16 protein-coding genes and 1 pseudogene are annotated in these 16,787 nt (G+C 66.7%); 10 read left to right on the top strand and 7 right to left on the bottom strand.

Going from position 1 to position 16,787, the window contains the following annotated elements:
- The first annotated feature begins 258 nt into the window (after window positions 1-258).
- The 7 genes from ABDW59_RS23175 to eutC all read left to right on the top strand — a co-directional run bounded on the left by ABDW59_RS23175 (window position 259) and on the right by eutC (window position 6,507).
- Window positions 259-837: a hypothetical protein gene (locus ABDW59_RS23175; protein WP_343633603.1), complete on the top strand. Its 579-nt coding sequence runs from the start codon at window positions 259-261 to the stop codon at window positions 835-837.
- Window positions 834-1,871 carry a histidine kinase gene (locus ABDW59_RS23170; protein ID WP_343633601.1) on the top strand — a complete coding sequence of 346 codons (1,038 nt, stop codon included), beginning with the start codon at window positions 834-836 and terminating at the stop codon, window positions 1,869-1,871. Before ABDW59_RS23175 ends, ABDW59_RS23170 begins: the two co-directional genes overlap by 4 nt.
- A complete protein-coding gene (locus tag ABDW59_RS23165; RefSeq protein WP_343633599.1) occupies window positions 1,868-2,560 on the top strand; it encodes a LytTR family DNA-binding domain-containing protein in 693 nt (230 codons plus the stop codon). Before ABDW59_RS23170 ends, ABDW59_RS23165 begins: the two co-directional genes overlap by 4 nt.
- A 100-nt stretch (window positions 2,561-2,660) precedes the next feature.
- A complete protein-coding gene (locus ABDW59_RS23160; protein ID WP_343633597.1) occupies window positions 2,661-3,101 on the top strand; it encodes a hypothetical protein in 441 nt (146 codons plus the stop codon).
- Between the two features lie 64 nt (window positions 3,102-3,165).
- The gene (locus ABDW59_RS23155; protein WP_343633595.1) at window positions 3,166-4,254 is read left to right on the top strand and encodes a pirin family protein; all 1,089 of its coding nucleotides are present in this window, start codon (window positions 3,166-3,168) and stop codon (window positions 4,252-4,254) included.
- Between the two features lie 71 nt (window positions 4,255-4,325).
- A complete protein-coding gene (locus ABDW59_RS23150; protein WP_343633592.1) occupies window positions 4,326-5,729 on the top strand; it encodes an ethanolamine ammonia-lyase subunit EutB in 1,404 nt (467 codons plus the stop codon).
- Window positions 5,730-5,739: 10 nt separating this feature from the next.
- Window positions 5,740-6,507: an ethanolamine ammonia-lyase subunit EutC gene (gene eutC / locus ABDW59_RS23145; RefSeq protein WP_343633590.1), complete on the top strand. Its 768-nt coding sequence runs from the start codon at window positions 5,740-5,742 to the stop codon at window positions 6,505-6,507.
- Here eutC and ABDW59_RS23140 read toward each other — a convergent pair.
- Entirely contained in the window at window positions 6,441-7,355 is a 915-nt protein-coding gene (locus tag ABDW59_RS23140; RefSeq protein ID WP_343633588.1) for a LysR family transcriptional regulator, read from the bottom strand. The two genes, eutC and ABDW59_RS23140, sit on opposite strands and share 67 nt — an antisense overlap.
- Before the next feature lie 167 nt (window positions 7,356-7,522).
- Here ABDW59_RS23140 and ABDW59_RS23135 point away from each other — a divergent pair, with 167 nt between their 5' ends.
- Entirely contained in the window at window positions 7,523-8,701 is a 1,179-nt protein-coding gene (locus ABDW59_RS23135; protein ID WP_343633605.1) for an L-dopachrome tautomerase-related protein, read from the top strand.
- A gap of 8 nt (window positions 8,702-8,709) precedes the next feature.
- Here ABDW59_RS23135 and ABDW59_RS23130 read toward each other — a convergent pair whose 3' ends face one another.
- The 4 genes from ABDW59_RS23130 to ABDW59_RS23115 form a co-directional block, all read right to left on the bottom strand.
- Window positions 8,710-9,681: a tripartite tricarboxylate transporter substrate binding protein gene (locus ABDW59_RS23130; RefSeq protein ID WP_343633586.1), complete on the bottom strand. Its 972-nt coding sequence runs from the start codon at window positions 9,679-9,681 to the stop codon at window positions 8,710-8,712.
- A gap of 41 nt (window positions 9,682-9,722) precedes the next feature.
- Window positions 9,723-11,195: an MFS transporter gene (locus tag ABDW59_RS23125; protein WP_343633584.1), complete on the bottom strand. Its 1,473-nt coding sequence runs from the start codon at window positions 11,193-11,195 to the stop codon at window positions 9,723-9,725.
- Between the two features lie 11 nt (window positions 11,196-11,206).
- A complete protein-coding gene (locus tag ABDW59_RS23120) occupies window positions 11,207-12,310 on the bottom strand; it encodes a porin (RefSeq protein ID WP_343633582.1) in 1,104 nt (367 codons plus the stop codon).
- Window positions 12,311-12,476: 166 nt separating this feature from the next.
- Window positions 12,477-13,400 (bottom strand): dihydrodipicolinate synthase family protein, encoded by a 924-nt coding sequence (locus tag ABDW59_RS23115; protein WP_343633580.1) that lies wholly within the window; start codon window positions 13,398-13,400, stop codon window positions 12,477-12,479.
- Window positions 13,401-13,589: 189 nt separating this feature from the next.
- On the opposite strand from ABDW59_RS23115, the gene ABDW59_RS23110 reads away from it, so the two are divergent.
- A complete protein-coding gene (locus tag ABDW59_RS23110) occupies window positions 13,590-14,504 on the top strand; it encodes a LysR family transcriptional regulator (RefSeq protein ID WP_343633578.1) in 915 nt (304 codons plus the stop codon).
- Window positions 14,505-14,524: 20 nt separating this feature from the next.
- On the opposite strand, the gene ABDW59_RS23105 is transcribed toward ABDW59_RS23110, so the two are convergent.
- Window positions 14,525-15,319, bottom strand: a complete 795-nt coding sequence (locus ABDW59_RS23105) for an SDR family oxidoreductase (protein ID WP_343633577.1) — start codon at window positions 15,317-15,319, stop codon at window positions 14,525-14,527.
- Window positions 15,320-15,421: 102 nt separating this feature from the next.
- Between ABDW59_RS23105 and ABDW59_RS23100 the strand changes: the two genes are divergently transcribed.
- Complete coding sequence (locus tag ABDW59_RS23100) at window positions 15,422-16,333, top strand: AraC family transcriptional regulator (protein ID WP_343633575.1); 912 nt, start codon at window positions 15,422-15,424, stop codon at window positions 16,331-16,333.
- A gap of 225 nt (window positions 16,334-16,558) precedes the next feature.
- Here the strand turns inward: ABDW59_RS23100 and ABDW59_RS23095 are convergent.
- Window positions 16,559-16,787: pseudogene (locus ABDW59_RS23095) on the bottom strand (ATP-binding protein); the annotation flags it as partial.

The following is a 16,787-nucleotide window of genomic DNA, read 5'->3' as shown; positions in this document are numbered from 1 at the left end:
GGCCACACGGCACTCGATGGGAACAAGAGCGTGATTGCCGACAGGATGGCGGAATGTACCCGTCGGCAATGACGTCCGCGAATGACAGAATCGCCGCCGCCGTCTGGTCCTCTCGTAGCACCTCCCCAAATCACTCGTGTCGCCATTTCAACCGCTGCCGCGCGCGCTGAAGCCGTTTGCCCCATTACCCGGACTCTGCGCCTCCCAAGCCCTAGCCTGAGAACAGACCGATTCGAGTCTGCTTCAGGAGATTGATCGATGAAATCCTCGGCCCTTATTGCCGCCATTGCTGTCGGCGCACTCGCCACCGCGCTGGCCAAGCCCTCCTCCGCTCTGCCCGCCGGGTGGCTTCAGGCCGGTAATCCCAAAGCCGATTGCGAAAGCTCGGTGGTCATCGCGGCCGGCGCGCCCAGCCCCAAAGTCTTCAACATCGATTGCAAGTCGGGCGATCAGGGCTTTCAGACCCTGATGCAGCAGATCGCGGCCACCGACTACGCGGGCAAACGCGTGCGTCTCAGCGCCCAGGTGCGTGGCGAGAAGATCGACGGCTGGGGCGGCGTCTGGATGCGCAGCGACAGCGGACAACGCACGGCCACCGCCTTCGACAACATGAAGGACCGTCCCTTGACAGGCGAGTTCAGCTGGAAGCCGGCGGAGGTCGTCCTCGACATCCCCGCCGACGCGACGACCCTGAGCTTCGGCTTCCTCCTGGAGGGATCGGGGCGCTTGCAGGCGACACGCTTCCAGTTGGACGTCGTGCCGAACACAACGCCCACCACCGGTCAGGGCAGCGTGCCGCCGCTGCGGCGTCAAGCTCAAAACCTGACCCCTCCATGAGCCGGATCGAAGCCGCCTGGGGCGAGGAACTCGCGCAGGTCCTGAAGGAGGACGGACTGGGTTGGCGTCTAGCCTTCCCGCTGCTCGCTGGCGCCGGAGCGTTCCTGGTGACCGCGCCCTGGCTACGGGGACATCCGGCCTGGGCGTTGTCCCTCGGACTGTGGCTGGGACACGCCGTCACGGACGGATTGAGCGGATGGCTTGGCCGGCGTCTGCCGGCCCGGTGGCAGCCCGGCCTTCCCCTGCTTCTCTTCCTGGGACTGCTGCTCGGCGCGACGCTGGGATGGGCCACGGAGATGGCGCTCACCACCGCAGTCATGAAGCACGGCGACCGCCTCACCCGCTTCTGGCTGCACCTGGGCTTCGGCGCCACGCTGATCGGCATACCGCTGCTTCAAGGACTTCGACGAGTACGCGCATTGCGCCGAGTCGAGCAGGAGCGCGCGCTGCTGCGCGCCGAGCTGATGTTGCTGCAGGCGCAAATCGAGCCGCACTTCCTGTTCAATACCTTGGCGACGCTGCGCAGCTTCGTCCGCCAGGGCTCGGAGCGCGCGCTGCCGCTTCTGGATGCGATCACCGGCCTGCTGGAAGCCACGCTGGATCGGTTGCGACAGCATGAGCACTCGACGCTGGGAGAAGAGTGCGAAATGGTCCAGCACTACCTGGCCATCATGGCGCTCCGCCTCGGCGATCGGCTGTCCTATCGGCTCGATGTCGACGCGACCTTGCATGGCTTTCGCCTGCCGCCGCTGATGTTGCAGCCGCTGGTGGAGAACGCGATCCGACACGGCATCGAATGCAGTGAGCAAGGCGGGACCGTGCATCTGGGCGCGCGGGCGTCCGAAGGACTGCTCCGGCTGTCCGTGACCAACAGCGGCGGCCCGTTGGCGGCCACCTCGACCGCCGGCCACGGCTTGGCCGTGACGAACCTGCGCCAGCGCCTGCAAGCGCTCTATGGCGACCGCGCGAGCCTCACGCTCGCGACGAACACCGCCGGCCTGACCGAGGCCACCCTTTTGCTTCCTCAAACATGACGACCGCCCTGCTCGCCGACGACGAACCCCAACTGCTGGAGGAGCTGGAGCAGCTCCTGGCCGAGGCCTGGCCCGAGCTCGTCATTGCGGGCCGCGCGAACAATGGCAGCGAGGCGCGGCGGATGCTCGATGCGCTGCGGCCCGACATCGCCTTCCTGGACATCCGAATGCCGGGCATCGACGGGCTGTCGCTTGCCGCACTCGCCCCTCAGGGCACACGCATCGTGTTCGTGACGGCGCATCCCGAGCACGCGCTGGACGCGTTCGACCACGGAGCAGTCGACTACCTGCGCAAGCCGCTGACGCCGGCGCGATTGGCGGCGTCGGTCCAGCGACTCCAGGCGCAGGTGAGTCAGCCGACTCGACTTCGATTCCTGCAAGCGTGGACGGGCAACACGATGAAGCTGCTGGAGGTCGACCAGTTGGCCTCCTTGCGTTCCGAGCTGCGCCATACGCGCGCGACCAGTCAGGGCGGCGAGCAGCTGTTGCTGCGCATGTCGCTGGGAGATCTTCTGACGGCGTTGGATCCCGAGGCCTTCTGGCAGATCAACCGTGGCTCGGTCGTCAACGCGCGAGCCATCGAGCGGATCGAGCGCCGTGACGATGGCGAGCTATGGGTGGTCCTGCGGGGGCAGGCTCAATCGCTGCCGGTGAGCCGGGCGCATCGCAGCCGCTTTCGCAGCATGTAGGTCTCCGCCACTCCAGTCGACGACCACCGCGACCCAATCCTTTCACGATGACGGACCGGCCCCAGGCAGAATCCGGATCTTGAGGAATGGAGCAGCATCAATGGCACTGACGAAGAAGGGCGAGTTCTGGTACGGGACCACGTCCGGCGACACACAAGCTGAACTGCGCAGCTACAGCATTGCAAATGGCCACGAGGCCGTCAGGTTTGCCTCATCCAAATGCGATTGCGGATGCCGGACCTTCGCGCTGCAGTCTGATGAGGAGGCCGGTGTGGCGATCCGCACCTGCACCGACTGCGGGCAGGAGCACCTGATGGGCGACAGCGCGGACCACATTGAAGAAGCGCAACCTGAGGCGCACGAGTGCGTGTGCGAGAACGAGGTGTTTGAGCTGGTGTCCGGCGTCTCCGTGTACCCGGGCACGCATGACGTGCGCTGGTACTACATCGCTTGCCATTGCGTGGAATGCAACCTGGTCGGAGTCTTCGCAGACTGGAAGTGCGAGGCAGGTGATGCGGCCGCCTTCCTCGCCAAGGTCTGAGATCCCACCTCGTCAGCACGACTCGCCCATTCGCGGTAGGGTGACGGACCTCCGGGACCTCGCCATGACCACCATGACCGCCATCCCCACCGGCACCACCGCCTCGCCCATCCTCTCCCTCCAGCCCTTGGGCATGCCCTGGGAGACGATCGACCCCTTCCTGTTCTGCGTGCACCACGACGACGCCTATCCGCCCGGCAACGGCCGCCACGGCCCGGATGTGTCGCTGCTGGCGGGCCGGCAGATCGGCTCGGACTTCTCGCGCAAGGACGGCTGGAGCATGTACCACGGCCAGCAGGTGCCGGGCTTCCCCGCCCACCCGCATCGCGGCTTCGAGACCGTCACCATCGTGCGCCAAGGCCGCATTGACCACGCCGATTCGCTCGGCGCCGGCGCACGCTTCGGCGGCGGCGATGTGCAGTGGCTGACGGCCGGCAAGGGCATCGTCCATGCGGAGATGTTCCCCCTGCTCCACACCGACCGCCCCAACCCGCTGGAGCTGTTCCAAATCTGGCTCAACCTGCCTGCCGACAGCAAGATGGTGGAGCCTCACTTCACGATGTTCTGGTCGCAGGACATCCCGCGCCACACCTTCGTCGACGAGGCCGGTCGCGCGACCGAGGTGGTGGTCATCGCGGGCGCCCTCCCGGATGCCGCTCATCCCGGCGGAGGCTTGACCAAGCCGCTCGCGCCGCCGCCGGACTCGTGGGGCGCGCGATTGCATTCGGACCTGGCCATGTGGACGCTGCGCCTGGAGCCCGGCGCGCAATGGACCTTGCCCGCCGCGCTGGGCGACGGCACGCGGCGCAAGCTGTACTTCTTCGCCGGCGGCCGCATGACGATCGGCGGCGATCCCGTGACCGTCGGTCATTCCGTCGAGCTGCAGGCGAGCGTCGACGTCGTGCTGACGAATGGCGACGAGCCTGCCGAGCTCCTGATGTTGCAGGGCCGGCCCATCGGCGAGCCGGTGGCGCAGTACGGCCCCTTCGTCATGAACACCGAGCAGGAGCTGCGTCAGGCCTTCGAGGACTACCGGCGCACCGAGTTCGGCGGCTGGCCCTGGCCGAGTCAAGCCCCGGTGCACGGCGACCAGGAGGATCGATTCGCGCGGCATGCGGATGGCCGGACGGAGCGGCCGCCGTCGCAGGACTGAGCCCACGCCAGCGGGACGCCCGTCACACGATTGGCCGGGCACGCGGTTAAGCTGGACGCAAGGAGCCAGCGATGAATGTTGCCCAGCGCATCGGCGCCATCAGCTACCGTTTCGACAGCCTGCGCGAGCTGATGGCCAAGGCCACGCCGGAGCGATCAGGCGATCGACTCGCCGGCGTCTGCGCCGGGTCGGAGCAGGAACGCGTGGCCGCGCAGATGGCCCTGGCCGATCTGCCGCTGAAGACCTTTCTCAGCGAGGCCCTGATCCCGTATGAGGACGACGAGATCACCCGACTCATCGTCGACGGCCACGACGCCGCAACCTTCCATCCGATCGCTCACCTGACGGTCGGCGGCTTGCGCGAATGGTTGCTCTCGGACGCGGCGGACACCGCGGCATTGACGCACTTGGCGCCCGGCCTCACGCCCGAGATGGTGGCCGCGACGAGCAAGATCATGCGCAATCAGGACCTGATCCTCGTCGCGCGCAAGTGCCAGATCGTCACGCGCTTTCGCAACACGCTGGGACTCGCGGGCAGGCTGTCCACGCGCCTGCAGCCGAATCACCCGACCGACGACGCCAACGGGATCGCCGCCAGCGTGCTGGACGGTCTGATGTACGGCAGCGGCGACGCGGTCATCGGCATCAATCCGGCGACCGACAACGTGACCCAGGTCGCGCACCTGCTGCGCCTGCTGGCGGAGGTCCTCGAGCGCTTCGAGATCCCCACGCAGAGCTGCGTGCTCACGCACGTGACCAACACGATGCAGTGCATTGAGCGCGGCGCGCCGGTGGATCTGGTGTTCCAGTCCATCGGCGGCACGGAAGCGACCAATCGCAGTTTCGGCATCGACCTGGCGCTGCTCGCCGAGGCTCGCGCGGCGGCCTTGTCGCTGGCGCGAGGCGCCGTCTTCGACGACGGCGAACGCGGCCGTCACGTGATGTATTTCGAGACCGGCCAGGGCAGCGCGCTGTCCGCCGGCGCGCATCACGGCTGCGATCAGCAGGCGCTCGAGGCGCGGACCTACGCGGTGGCGAGGCACTTCGAGCCGCTGCTCGTGAACACGGTGGTCGGCTTCATCGGGCCAGAGTACCTCTACGACGGCAAGCAGATCATTCGCGCCGGCCTGGAGGACCACTTCTGCGCCAAGCTGCTGGGCCTGCCCATGGGCTGCGACATCTGCTACACGAATCATGCGGAGGCGGATCAGAACGACATGGACGTGCTGCTCACGCTGCTGGGCGTGGCGGGATGCAACTTCATCATGGGCATCCCGGGCTCCGACGACGTGATGCTCAACTACCAGACGACCTCGTTCCACGACGCGCTGTATGCGCGGCGGGTGCTGGGCCTGCGCGCCGCGCCGGAGTTCGAGCGCTGGCTCGAACGCATGCACATCGCGCGACCCGGCGCGCCGGGTCATCTGGTCGACACCATGTCCCCGGCCTTCGCCGCCTTGCTGCCGTCGTCGTGAGCGCCACACCATGAGCGACGTCCTCACCCCCAATCCCTGGCACACGCTGCGGCGCCACACGCCCGCGCGAATCGGTCTGGGCCGAGCGGGCATCAGCCAGCCCACGTCGGCGCACCTGGCGTTCCAGCTGGCCCATGCGCAGGCGCGTGATGCGGTGCATCGCGAGCTGGATCACGAGGCGCTCGCGGCCGCTTTGAACGAGGCGGGCTTGGAGACGCTCGATCTGCACAGTGCCGCCGAGGATCGAGCGACCTACCTTCAGCGGCCGGATCTCGGTCGGCGGCTCGACGAGCGATCGACGGCCGTGCTGTCCGCGCGCGATGTCGAGACGCAGCCGGATCTGGCGCTGGTCGTCGCCGACGGCCTGTCCGCGTTGGCGGTCGAGCGGCATGCGCTCCCGTTCATCGAGGCGCTCCGGCCGCTGCTTGGCGACGACTGGCGTTGGGCACCGGTGGCCATCGCCCGTCAGGCACGCGTCGCGATCGGCGATCCGATCGGTCAAGCGCTGAGCGCGAAGCTCGTCGTGGTCCTCATCGGCGAGCGCCCGGGCTTGAGCTCCCCTGACAGCATGGGCGTCTACGTCACCTGGGCGCCCCGGCCGGGCCGGGTGGACGCAGAGCGCAACTGCATCTCCAACGTGCGGCCGGAAGGACTCTCGCCGGACGCGGCGGCGGCGCGGCTGGCGTGGTTGCTCAACGAAGCGCGGGTCCGTCAAGTGACAGGTGTTGCGTTGAAGGATGAGAGCGCCTCAACAAGGGCTCGCGTCGCCGTCGACTGATGTCGGTGAGGCGCGTACACCAGCGAGAACGGTCGTGTACGCCCACCGAGTTGCGGCAACAGTTCGACCAGGCTCCCACGGTTCAGACGCTCACGCACAACGAAGTCGTAGGTCTGGCAGATGCCCACGCCCTGCTCGGCCAGCGACACCGTGCCAAGGACATCGTCCGAGACCTCCAGCACGGAACTGGGCCGCCATTCGATGTCCTCTCCCCCGAGTCGAAACGACCAGGTGCCGTGCTTTCCCGTGCTCGGTAGCACGAAGGGCAGACAGACATGCCCCGCCAAGTCATCCAGCGACTGTGGCACGCCGGCACGCTTCAGGTAGCCCGGCGCGGCAACGAGCCGCAATTCGGCATCTTCAAGCTTTCGCGCAATGAGTCCGCTGTCGGGGAGCTGTCCCAGGCGGATGGCCATGTCGAAGCCCTCCGCGACCAGATCGACGTTCCTGTTCGTGATGTTCAGTTCCAGTCGCACCTGCGGGTGGGCCATCAGGAAGGGCTGGAGCAGCGCGGGGAGCCGGAAGTGGCCGTAGGTGGTGGGCGCGCTGATGCGGACCCGCCCGCTGAGCGCCACGCTTTGCGACTGCGCTTCCTCCTCCGCCTCTCTCAGCAGCTCGAAGGCGCCCCGGGACTGCTCCAGGTAGCGGCGCCCTGCATCCGTCAATCCGATACGACGTGTGGTGCGGCGCATCAGCTGCTGTCCAAGCCGCGCTTCCAACCTCGCTACCGCCCGGCTGAGCACGGACGCCGTCGTCGACAGCGCGGTCGCGGCCGCGGAGAACGAGCCGTGCTCCATCACGGCCAGGAAGACCTCCACATCTCCCAAGTAGTCGAAGCGGCGCGCCATTTGATCTTGTTGGGAACTAATGATTTTCCGACTCGCCAGTTTATCTCCCAACACGACATCAATAGAGTGGCGGCACCGTACTTCAACCGTGCGACACGCTCGCCGCCACCCCGATGAAACTCATGACGACCCTCCGATCGACGACGCTGGCACTGGCCGCCCTTGCCATGACCGCCGCACTGGTCCCGCCCGCCTGGAGCGCAGAGCGCGCGGTGCTCGAGCGCTGGCGCAGCTACAGCGGGGTGACGTGGCAAGCAAACGAAGAGGCGAAGGCGCCGTTCGGCAATTCCGTGAACACACCGATCGCCGGCATCCATTTCGATGCCAAGGGCCGCGCCTTCGTCAGCACGCCTCGGCTGATCGCGGCCGACGCGCCGGCGACGCTGAGCATCCTCGACACGACAGCCGATGGCGGACCGGCCCCTCTGACGGCTTTTCCTTCCGAGGACGGCAACTCGGTCACAGCACCGCCGCAAGACGGCCTGCGCAATGTGCTGGGCTTCCACGTCGACCGCCGCAACTCGTGGTTGTGGGCCCTTGACATGGGATTCGTCGCCGGCGAGGCGCAGGCCCCCATCGGCGGGCAGAAGATCGTCGTCTACGAGCTGGCCAGCGGACGGATCGTCAAGCGCCTGGCGCTCGATGCCGTGGCGGACCGCAAGGGCAGCTTCCTCAATGACATCGCCGTCGATGAGGCGCGCAAGATCGCCTACGTTTCCGACAGCGGCCTGCGCAGCGCACCGAACAACCTGGCCGGCATCATCGTGGTCGACTTCGCGACCGGCACGAGTCGTCGCGTCCTGCATCGCCATCCCTCCGTGTTGCCGGAACCTGGCGTGAAGGTGGTGTCCCATGGCGCCGAGGTCTGGAGCGGCAATCCGTTGAAGCTGGGCATCAACGGCATCGCCCTGTCGCCGGACGCGCGCACGCTGTACTGGACCGTCACCACGGGAACGCACGCCTTCTCGATCGACACCAAAGCGCTCAGGAACGCCTCGATGGGCGATGCGGCTCTCGCTTCCAGGGTGCGCACGATCGGCGACGTCGGCGGCAACACGGACGGCATCGTCGTCGACGCCCAAGGGCTGCTCTACATCACCGATGTCACTCGCAATGGCATCGTCCGCTTCGACCCGTCGACGCGCACGATGTCGCTTCTCGCGACCGACGACGGCGTCTCCTGGCCCGACACCCCCGCGATCACGCCCGACGGCCACCTCGTGTTCACCGCCAGCCAGCTCAACCAGCATTTCGCCGGCGCCGTCAACGCCGGGAGCGAGCGCTACGACCTGTGGCGTCTGCGCCTGAGCGGCAGCACGGCGAAGGCCAGTGCAACGGCGAACTGATCGCGCCCTCATTCGGGCTTGAAACCCGAACTCCTCAGGAGTTCGGCGCCTTGAGCGACATCGGCGGCGATGAACTTCCTGAACTGCTCGCTGCCTTCGGAGAGCGCTTCGATGCCGATCGCCGCATACGCGCCATTGCGTCCCAGCTCCGACGACGCTTGCGTGAGCGCCGCGCTCAACCTGGCAACGCGGTCCGCGGGCGTTCCCCTCGGCACCCACACGCCGTACCAGGAGGCGTACTTGAAATCCTTGAGCCCGCCTTCCTGCATCGTCGGCACTTCCGGAGCCAGAGCGCTTCGCCGCTCTGCGGTGATGGCCAAAGGTCTCACCTTTCCGGACTTCGCGAGCGGCAGCAGCGACACCATGGAGTCGAGCAGGAGGCTCACGTGGTTACCGCCGACGTCCACCAGAGCCGGCTGCGTTCCCTTGTACGGGACATAGGTGAACTTGAGCCCGGCCTGTTTCGCGAAGAGAAGCGTCGCCAGGTGGCTCGGCGCACCGGCCGCCGGGATGGCAGCCATCCACTCGTCAGGCTTGGACTTTGCGGCGCCGATCATCTGACCGAGCGTCCTCGGCGCGAGCGCCGGCGCGATGACCAGCATGAGCGGCGCTTCGCCGACTCGCGCCACCGGCACGAAGTCCGTCTGCGGGTCGTATGGCGGTGTCGCCATGACCTGCTTGGCGAGCACGTGGGTGGCTGCCGAGAAGAGCATGGTGTAGCCGTCGGCCGGAGCCGTCTGAACGGCCTTGCCTCCCAGCGTTCCGCTGGCCCCGGCCTTGTTCTCCACCACGACCGGCGTGCCCAGCTGCTTGCGGAGCTGCTCGGCCAACAGCCGGGCCGCGTTGTCCACGCCGCCACCCGCCGCGAACGGCACGATGATGCGCAGCGTGCTGCCCTTCTCGGGAAAGGCCTGTGCGTTGGCGGCCAGCGGAATCATGGCGCTGGACATCACAGCGACCAGCGCGTTGAGCAACTTCATGGGGTCTCCTTGTTGTTCTCTTGTCAGGGCGCCTCGATCGCTCAGGGCGAGATCTCTTCCAGCGCCTTGTCCGTCGTCTCGATCATCTTTCTCGAGGCGAAGAGCCCCACGAGGGTCGCCCCGGCGAACATCAGGAAGACGCTCGCCACGCCTTGCGCCGTGAGCATCATCCCGACCATCGCCGGCGCCGCGGCGGAGGCCGCCCGCAACCAGGAGGTCGCCAGCCCGGTGCCGATGGCCCGCATGCGGGTCGGATAGATCTCCGGCGTGTAGAGGTACAGCAGCACGGTCGTCGTGCCCATCACGGCATAGGCGGCGGAAGCGAGGACGGCCACCACCCAGACGCTCTGCGCACCGGTGGCGACCAGCGCCATGAGCAGCAACCCGGCGACGACGAAGCTGCCGGTGGCCCAACGGCGACGCCCGACCTTGTCGACCAGCATCGCGCAGGCGAAGACGGCGCAGACGCTGAGCACATTCGTCACCGAGGCCAATCGGAGCGCGTCCTGCAGCGGCAGGTGGTACACGGTCTTGTAGAGCGTGGGCAGCCAGTTGTTGATGCCGTTGGCGACGAAGTACGACGACGCCCACAGCACCCAGACGATGAGCGTGCGAGGGCGATAGAGCGGCGAGAACAGCTCCTTCCAGCCGGCCTTCCTCGTGGACTTCAGACCCGCGGCCAAGCTGAGCTCCCGAGCCTGTACCCGGTCGTGCTCGCGATGGACGTCCATCTGGCGACGCGGCGTGGCCGCCTCCAGCGAGGCGATGACACGATCGGCGTCTTCCCAGCGGCCCTTGGACGCGAGCCAGCGCGGCGATTCGGGCAGGCGCGTCATGAACACCAGGACCAGCAGGCCCGGGATGCCGCCGACCAGGAACAGCAGCTCCCAACCGTAATGCGGGACGACGAAGGCGCCCACCTGCGCCGCAGCCATCAGCCCCAACGGGAAGATGAGCTCATAGAGCACGAAGAAGCGCCCGCGCCCTTTGGATTGCGACATCTCGTTGATGTAGGTGGCGGCGACCGGCACCTCGCCGCCCACGCCGATGCCCTGCAGGAAGCGCAGCAGGAACAGCATCTGCACGCTGCCCGCGAAGGCGCAGGCGATGCTCATGACGGACATCACCGCGACGGCGGTGGAGACGGCCGGCACGCGCCCCCACTTTTCTCCGAGCCAACCGAACAGCAGGGCACCGATCACCTGGCCGATGTAGCCGGCCGCGATGAGCAGGCCCACCTGACCGGGGCTGAGGTGCCAAAGACCCACGAGCACCGGCAAGACGAACGCCAGGCTCAGGGCGTCGAAGGCATCAAGGAACGTCGCGGTTCCCATGACGACGCGGGTCTTGGTGTGCCACCGGCAGAACGGCACGTTCTCGATGCGGAACAGCAGCTTCGCCGCTTTGAGCGCGGCGGGGGACGGCGCCTCGGTTGTGGTGCTCGGCTCAGGCGCGGATGCGGCTGCGCTCGTGTATCGAGCTCTGCCGGCGCCGGGGTTGATCGCTTCTTCCATGGGGACGGACCTCAGAAGTTATGTCGGATGCCGCTTTCGAAGGCGGTCGACTTCTGGCCTCCGAAATAGTTGACCGCGGTCGCGACGCCACTCACCGCGGGGCCGCCGGCGACGGCGAACGAAGCGCCGCCCTTGTTGGCGATGCGGGAGGCGTGGGCGTAGACCGCCGTGCGCTTGGACAGATAGTGCACGTAGCCGGCCCCCATCAAGGTCGCATCGTTGGCGTTGAGGGCGGCGGTCGCCCCCTGCTGGTCGGCGCGAAGGAAGGTGAACTTCAAGTCGCCAAAACCGAGAGGCACCAAGGCGGCAACGAGCGTGTTCGTGGTCTTGTCCGTGCCATGGCGCCACTGGCGCTGACCGACGCTCACTTTCACGACCTTGAAGTCGTAGGACGCCCCCCACACGCGGTCGGTGAAGTCGCGACCGGCATTGGCGTTGCGCGTCGTGACCTGCGCCACGCCGACCATGAGCTGCTCACCGCGCCAAGCCAGGCGGCCGCCATCCGTTCTGGCGGAGCCCGCTCCCGCAGAGCCGCCCTCTCCTGCGCTCGCGAGAAGCGATCCATACACCCCACCGAGCCCGGTGGGCAGGAAGTACTGCGCGGTGTTGGCGATGCGAAGCGTCGGGTTGAGCTGGTTTGCATCGGCACTCGCGCCGAAGGCTTGTCCAAGTGCCCGCGACGCGAAGACGGAGCGGAAGCTGTTGGCTCCGGCGATGCCCAGCGTGATGAAGGGGTCGAGGTCGGACCAAAGGATGTGGGTCGGCGCCCAGTCGCGTCCCAGGCGAATCTCGCCGAAGCGGTCGTGCGCGAGGCTGACGGTCGCTCGTCTGTCCCAGAACGGGCTGTTCACCGAGCCGGTGTCGCCAAGGAGGGTGCTGTCGAGGTAGACGCCGGCGCTCAGGCCATCGCCGAGCGCTTCTCGGACCTGGACGACGAGCTTGCTGGTGGTGCTGGCGCCGCTCACTTCGGAGTCGATGCTGCCCAGCCGGCCATTCTTCACATGGCGGACGCCGACGTCGACGGTGCCCGACAGCGCGACCGATGTCTGCGCGCAGCACTGTCCGCCGACCATCCCAGCCACGGCCGCCAGTGCGGCAACGGGGAATCGGAACATGTCTTGTCTCCTATGCCGGCGTTCCTCGCCGGACGTGTAGGGGTGCCGGGTGACCGAAGTTCTCTTCGTGCCACGATGCGCCGGCGCGCCATTGATGTCGGTGGTGAGCCACCGAGGGCACTGCGGGAGAAGGCAGCGCCTCTCCCGCAGTGCTCGGGCTTCTCGCTTACTTGGCCAGGCCGGCAGAGCGCAGGGCCGCCGCGACTTCCTCCCCGGCGCCTTCAGCCAGCGGCAGCAGCGGGCTGCGGACCGTGGCGTGCTCCAGGATGCCGCGAGCCACCAGGCCGTGCTTCAGCGCGACGGTGCCTTCCATGTGGCTGCCGCGGTGATAGACGTTCTTGGTCACGGGCAGCAGGCGGTCGTGGATGGCGCGGGCCTTGGCGTAATCCTTGGCCTTGCCGGCGGCAATCAGCTCGATCAGCGGCTCGGGGGTCAGGCCGCCGTAACCCACCAGCGCGCCGTCCACGTCGAACATGGTGTGCAGCAGGTACTCGTCGTGGCAGGTCAGGATCTGGAGGTCCGGGCGTTCCTTGCGGATGACAGGAATCTCGGTGTCCCAGCGCTTCATGTTGCGCACGCCGTTCTTCATCGCGAAGACGCCCGGCAGCGCAGCGATTTCCAGCTGCGTCTTCAGGTTGTACGTGGCCTTGGTGGCGTCCGGGTACTGGAACAGGATGAGCGGCAGGCCGCTGGCTTCGTAGATGGCCTTGTAGCGGTCTTGCGGCGCACCGTCCTGATAGCCGAAGCGCAGCCAGCCGTGGGAGGGATACACCAGCCCGGCCGAGGCGCCGGCCTTGACCGCGCGCTTGGCCTCTTCAGCCGCGACCTGCGTCCCTTCCAGCGTGATGCCGGCAATGATGGGCAGGCGGTCCCCCACGGATTCGCGGAAGGCTTCGATGACGCGAAGCTGCTCGTCGCGCTCCAGGAACGTGCCTTCGCCGGCGTGACCCAGGACGGTCAGGCCCTTGACGCCCTCGATCCCGCCCAGCCAGCTGCCCAGGCGCTGGATGGCGGCGTAGTCGACGGCGCCGTCGCGGGTGAAGGGGGTAACGGGTGCGGGCACGAGGCCGCGGAGGTCTGGGGCTTGCATGGATGTCTCCTGAAATCGCAGTGCCAAGGGTGGGTGATGAACCTGGCCGTTTTCTCTCTGTATCCGGCTGGGTGCCGGTTGCGGGATACGGGTCGGTCGGAGTGAATGTAGAAATCCGTCGACCATCCGCATAGCCACACGTCAGATGAATCAGCCATGCCAGAATTGGCATATCTCACGGAGACACGCATGAACATCGCGGCAGTGCGCCTGTTCCTCGAGGTGGTCGAGGCCGGAAGTCTGAGCAAGGTGGCGGCGCATCGGCAGACGGCCCAGTCGCACATCAGTCGACAGATCACCGACTTCGAGGCCGGCTATGGCGGTCCGCTGTTCCGGCGGACGGGGCGCGGGGTGGTCGTCACCGAGCTGGGCGCAAGGGTTGCCGCCAGGCTGCGTCCGTGGTTGCAGGAAACCGAGCAGATGGCGCTCGAGCTGAAGTCCGACTCCGGCCGCATCGTGGGTCGGGTGACGCTCGGCATCATTCCGACCGCTGCCCATCCGCTCACCACGAGGCTGTTCGAGCGATTGCAGCGGGAGCATCCCGGCATCTCGCTTGATCTCGTGGAGGCTCAGGGGACGGAACTCGATGCGCTCTTGGACAGTCGTTCGTTGGACCTGGCTGTGCTGTTCCGATTCAGCAAGCCGTCCGGCCGAGAGGAGAAGCTGCTATCGAGCGTCAGCACCTACCTGGTCAGTGCGCCGGGTGACGCGCTCACACGGCAGCCGACCCTTGCGTTCTCTCGGCTGAAGGGACTTCGTCTGGTGCTGCCTCGCCGCCCAAGCCACTGGCGCAACGCGCTCGACGAGACGGCGCGAGGACTCGGTTTCCAACTCGAGGCGGTGGCTGAAGCCGACTCTCTGACGGTTCAGCGGACGCTGGTGGCCACCCAGCCGGGGCTGTACTCCATCCTGGGGCCGTACTCATTCGCGGAGGACTTGCATGCGGGGAGAGTGCAGGCGACCAAGCTCGTGAGACCGGACCTGATGCGTTACGTGACGCTGGCAACGCCGCGGCACGGAAAGTTGACGCCGGCCTGCAAGGTCGCGGCGCAGACCATCCAGGCGCTGGTGAAGTCGTGGGGGAACCAGCTCTCGGAGCCGTGAGCCTTGCTCCACCCGCAAGCTCAATTGGGCAAGGATCGAAGCTCTCGGCTCCGCACCCCGCCATTCTCATCGGCTTCCGCGGCCCACTGCACGGCGTCAGCACCCGCGGGGATGCAGAACGGCGCCTTGAGATCGGTCGCGGCGAGCCAGACCGCCTCGGCGACGTCCTTGGCCCGCGTCCCAGGGCCGGTGGAGGCCTGCATGCGCGCGATGGCGGCCTTCATGAACTCACCATACGTTGCATCGTCCATGCCCCGAAGGTTCGCGCGCGCCGTCTCTCGAAATCGCGTCTCGCCGGAGGATCCAGGCAGCACAAGCCGCACGCGAACGCCAAACTGCGCGACCTCCTTCTCCAGCGACTCGGAGAACGCGTTCACGGCAACCTTGGCCGCGCGATAGATGCCGACCAAGGGCAACGCCTTCAACGTGACGCTCGAAGACACGTTCACGATGACGCCCGAGCGGCGTTCGCGCATTTGAGGCAGTACCGCCTGCGAGACCGCCATCGTGCCGAAGGTGTTGGTCTCAAACAGCTCGCGAATCGTTTCCAGGCTCGTCAGCTCGACAGGGGCAGGTGCTCCAAAGCCAGCGTTGTTGACCAGGACGTCGATCGGGCCAGCGGCGCTGATGGCCGCGCGGATGCTTTGCGCGTCTGTGACATCAAGCTGCAGCACGCGAAGTCGCTCGGACCGCGGCAACACATCCTCTCGGGGTGTACGCATGGTGGCCACCACCTGCCACCCACGCTCCAAGAATTCGCGGGCTGTTTCCAAGCCAAAGCCGGACGAGCACCCGGTGACGAGTACGGTTTTCATTGAGGCTGTTCTTTCGTGAGGGTTTCGACGCCGCCACGATAGGGCCCAAAAGCCGTACTCGCTACACTCCAACGTCCGCCTTTCATTTGCAGGAGTACGGCCGTGGTCGATCCGCTTGCCGAGGTTGTCCTGCTGCTTCAGCCGACCGCTCGGTTCTCCAAGAACGTCATCGGCGCTGGGGCATGGCGGGTTCACCGATCAGACGCCGGCCAGCCGTTCTACTGCGCTGTGCTTGAGGGCAGTTGCCGCTTGACGCTCGACGGGCGGGAGCCGCTCGTGCTTGAAGCCGGCGACTTTGCTTTGGTTCCTGCGGCGTTTGGCGTCACCATGTCCAGCCTTGAGGTGCCCACCGACACCGCCAACTCCCTGCCAGTGGAACAGAGCCCGGGCATCTTCAGGATAGGAGACGCGGACAAGCCCATCGACCTGCGAATCCTGGCTGGCCATTGCAGCTTCGGCTCGCAGGACGCCGCGTTGCTCGTCTCGTTGCTGCCGGAACTCGTCCACGTGCGCGGCGAGGAGCGACTCGCGACGCTCGTGCATCTCGTCGGCCAGGAATCACGGGAGCGGCGCCCGGCGCGTGAGCTCATCCTCACGCGCCTGCTCGAAGTCCTCCTGATTGAAGCCTTGCGCTCGAACGCCAGCGCTGCATCGCCCCCTGGACTGGTGCGCGCGCTCACCGATGCGCGTCTCGCAGCAGCCATACGGGCGATGCACGGGCAGCCCTCGAGATCGTGGACGGTGACAGATCTCGCCAAGGTGGCGGCGCTCTCTCGCACGACATTTTTCGAGCGCTTCAGTCGCGCGGTGGGCATGGCGCCCATGGCCTACCTGCTGGCTTGGCGGATGGCGCTGGCCAAGGACATGCTTCGTCGACGGGAAGTGGCCGTTGCCGACGTCGCCGAGCGCGTTGGCTATGCGTCGGCCAGCACGTTCAGCGTCGCCTTCTCGAGGCATGTGGGCAAGCCTCCGACGCAGTACGCGCGGGAGGCAGAAGGCGCCAATGAAGGCTAGGTCAGCCGCCTCCGTCTCCAGTCGCTCGCGGGGCGATGGTTCGGAGGGTGGCTTCGCCGTCAGCAGTGCCTTTGACAGCTTCATGCCTACGGCTACCGGAATCTCCGGCGAACCGGCTTGAGCGTGTTCAGCGTCCTGCGGGGGGCGGCTTCAGGCTGGGAGCGGGCCTCCAGCTAGGTGTAAAGAAGCCTGACGTCGGCGAACGGACTGCTTGACTGGTCAACTTCAATTGAATAGACGCCCACATAGCGCACGAGCAGTGTTCTGGTCGGCCTTATTCCATTCATGGACCAAATACCCCATCAAGGATTCATGGGCACGCTCATGCGACCAAGACTTCTTTTCTGCAATTTGTTTGGCGATCGTGTGGACAGTCTTCTTACATTCATCCCGCTGAGCCTTTCCGGCAAGCGCGACATGAGCCCTAGCGAGTGCCAGCGGAATCTGCAGGTTA

The sequence above is a fragment of the Roseateles sp. genome, from assembly GCF_039595295.1.
In the GTDB taxonomy this organism is placed as follows: domain Bacteria; phylum Pseudomonadota; class Gammaproteobacteria; order Burkholderiales; family Burkholderiaceae_C; genus Roseateles.
Note: the sequence above shows the minus strand (reverse complement) of the source record. Positions and strands in the feature narration are given on the sequence as shown.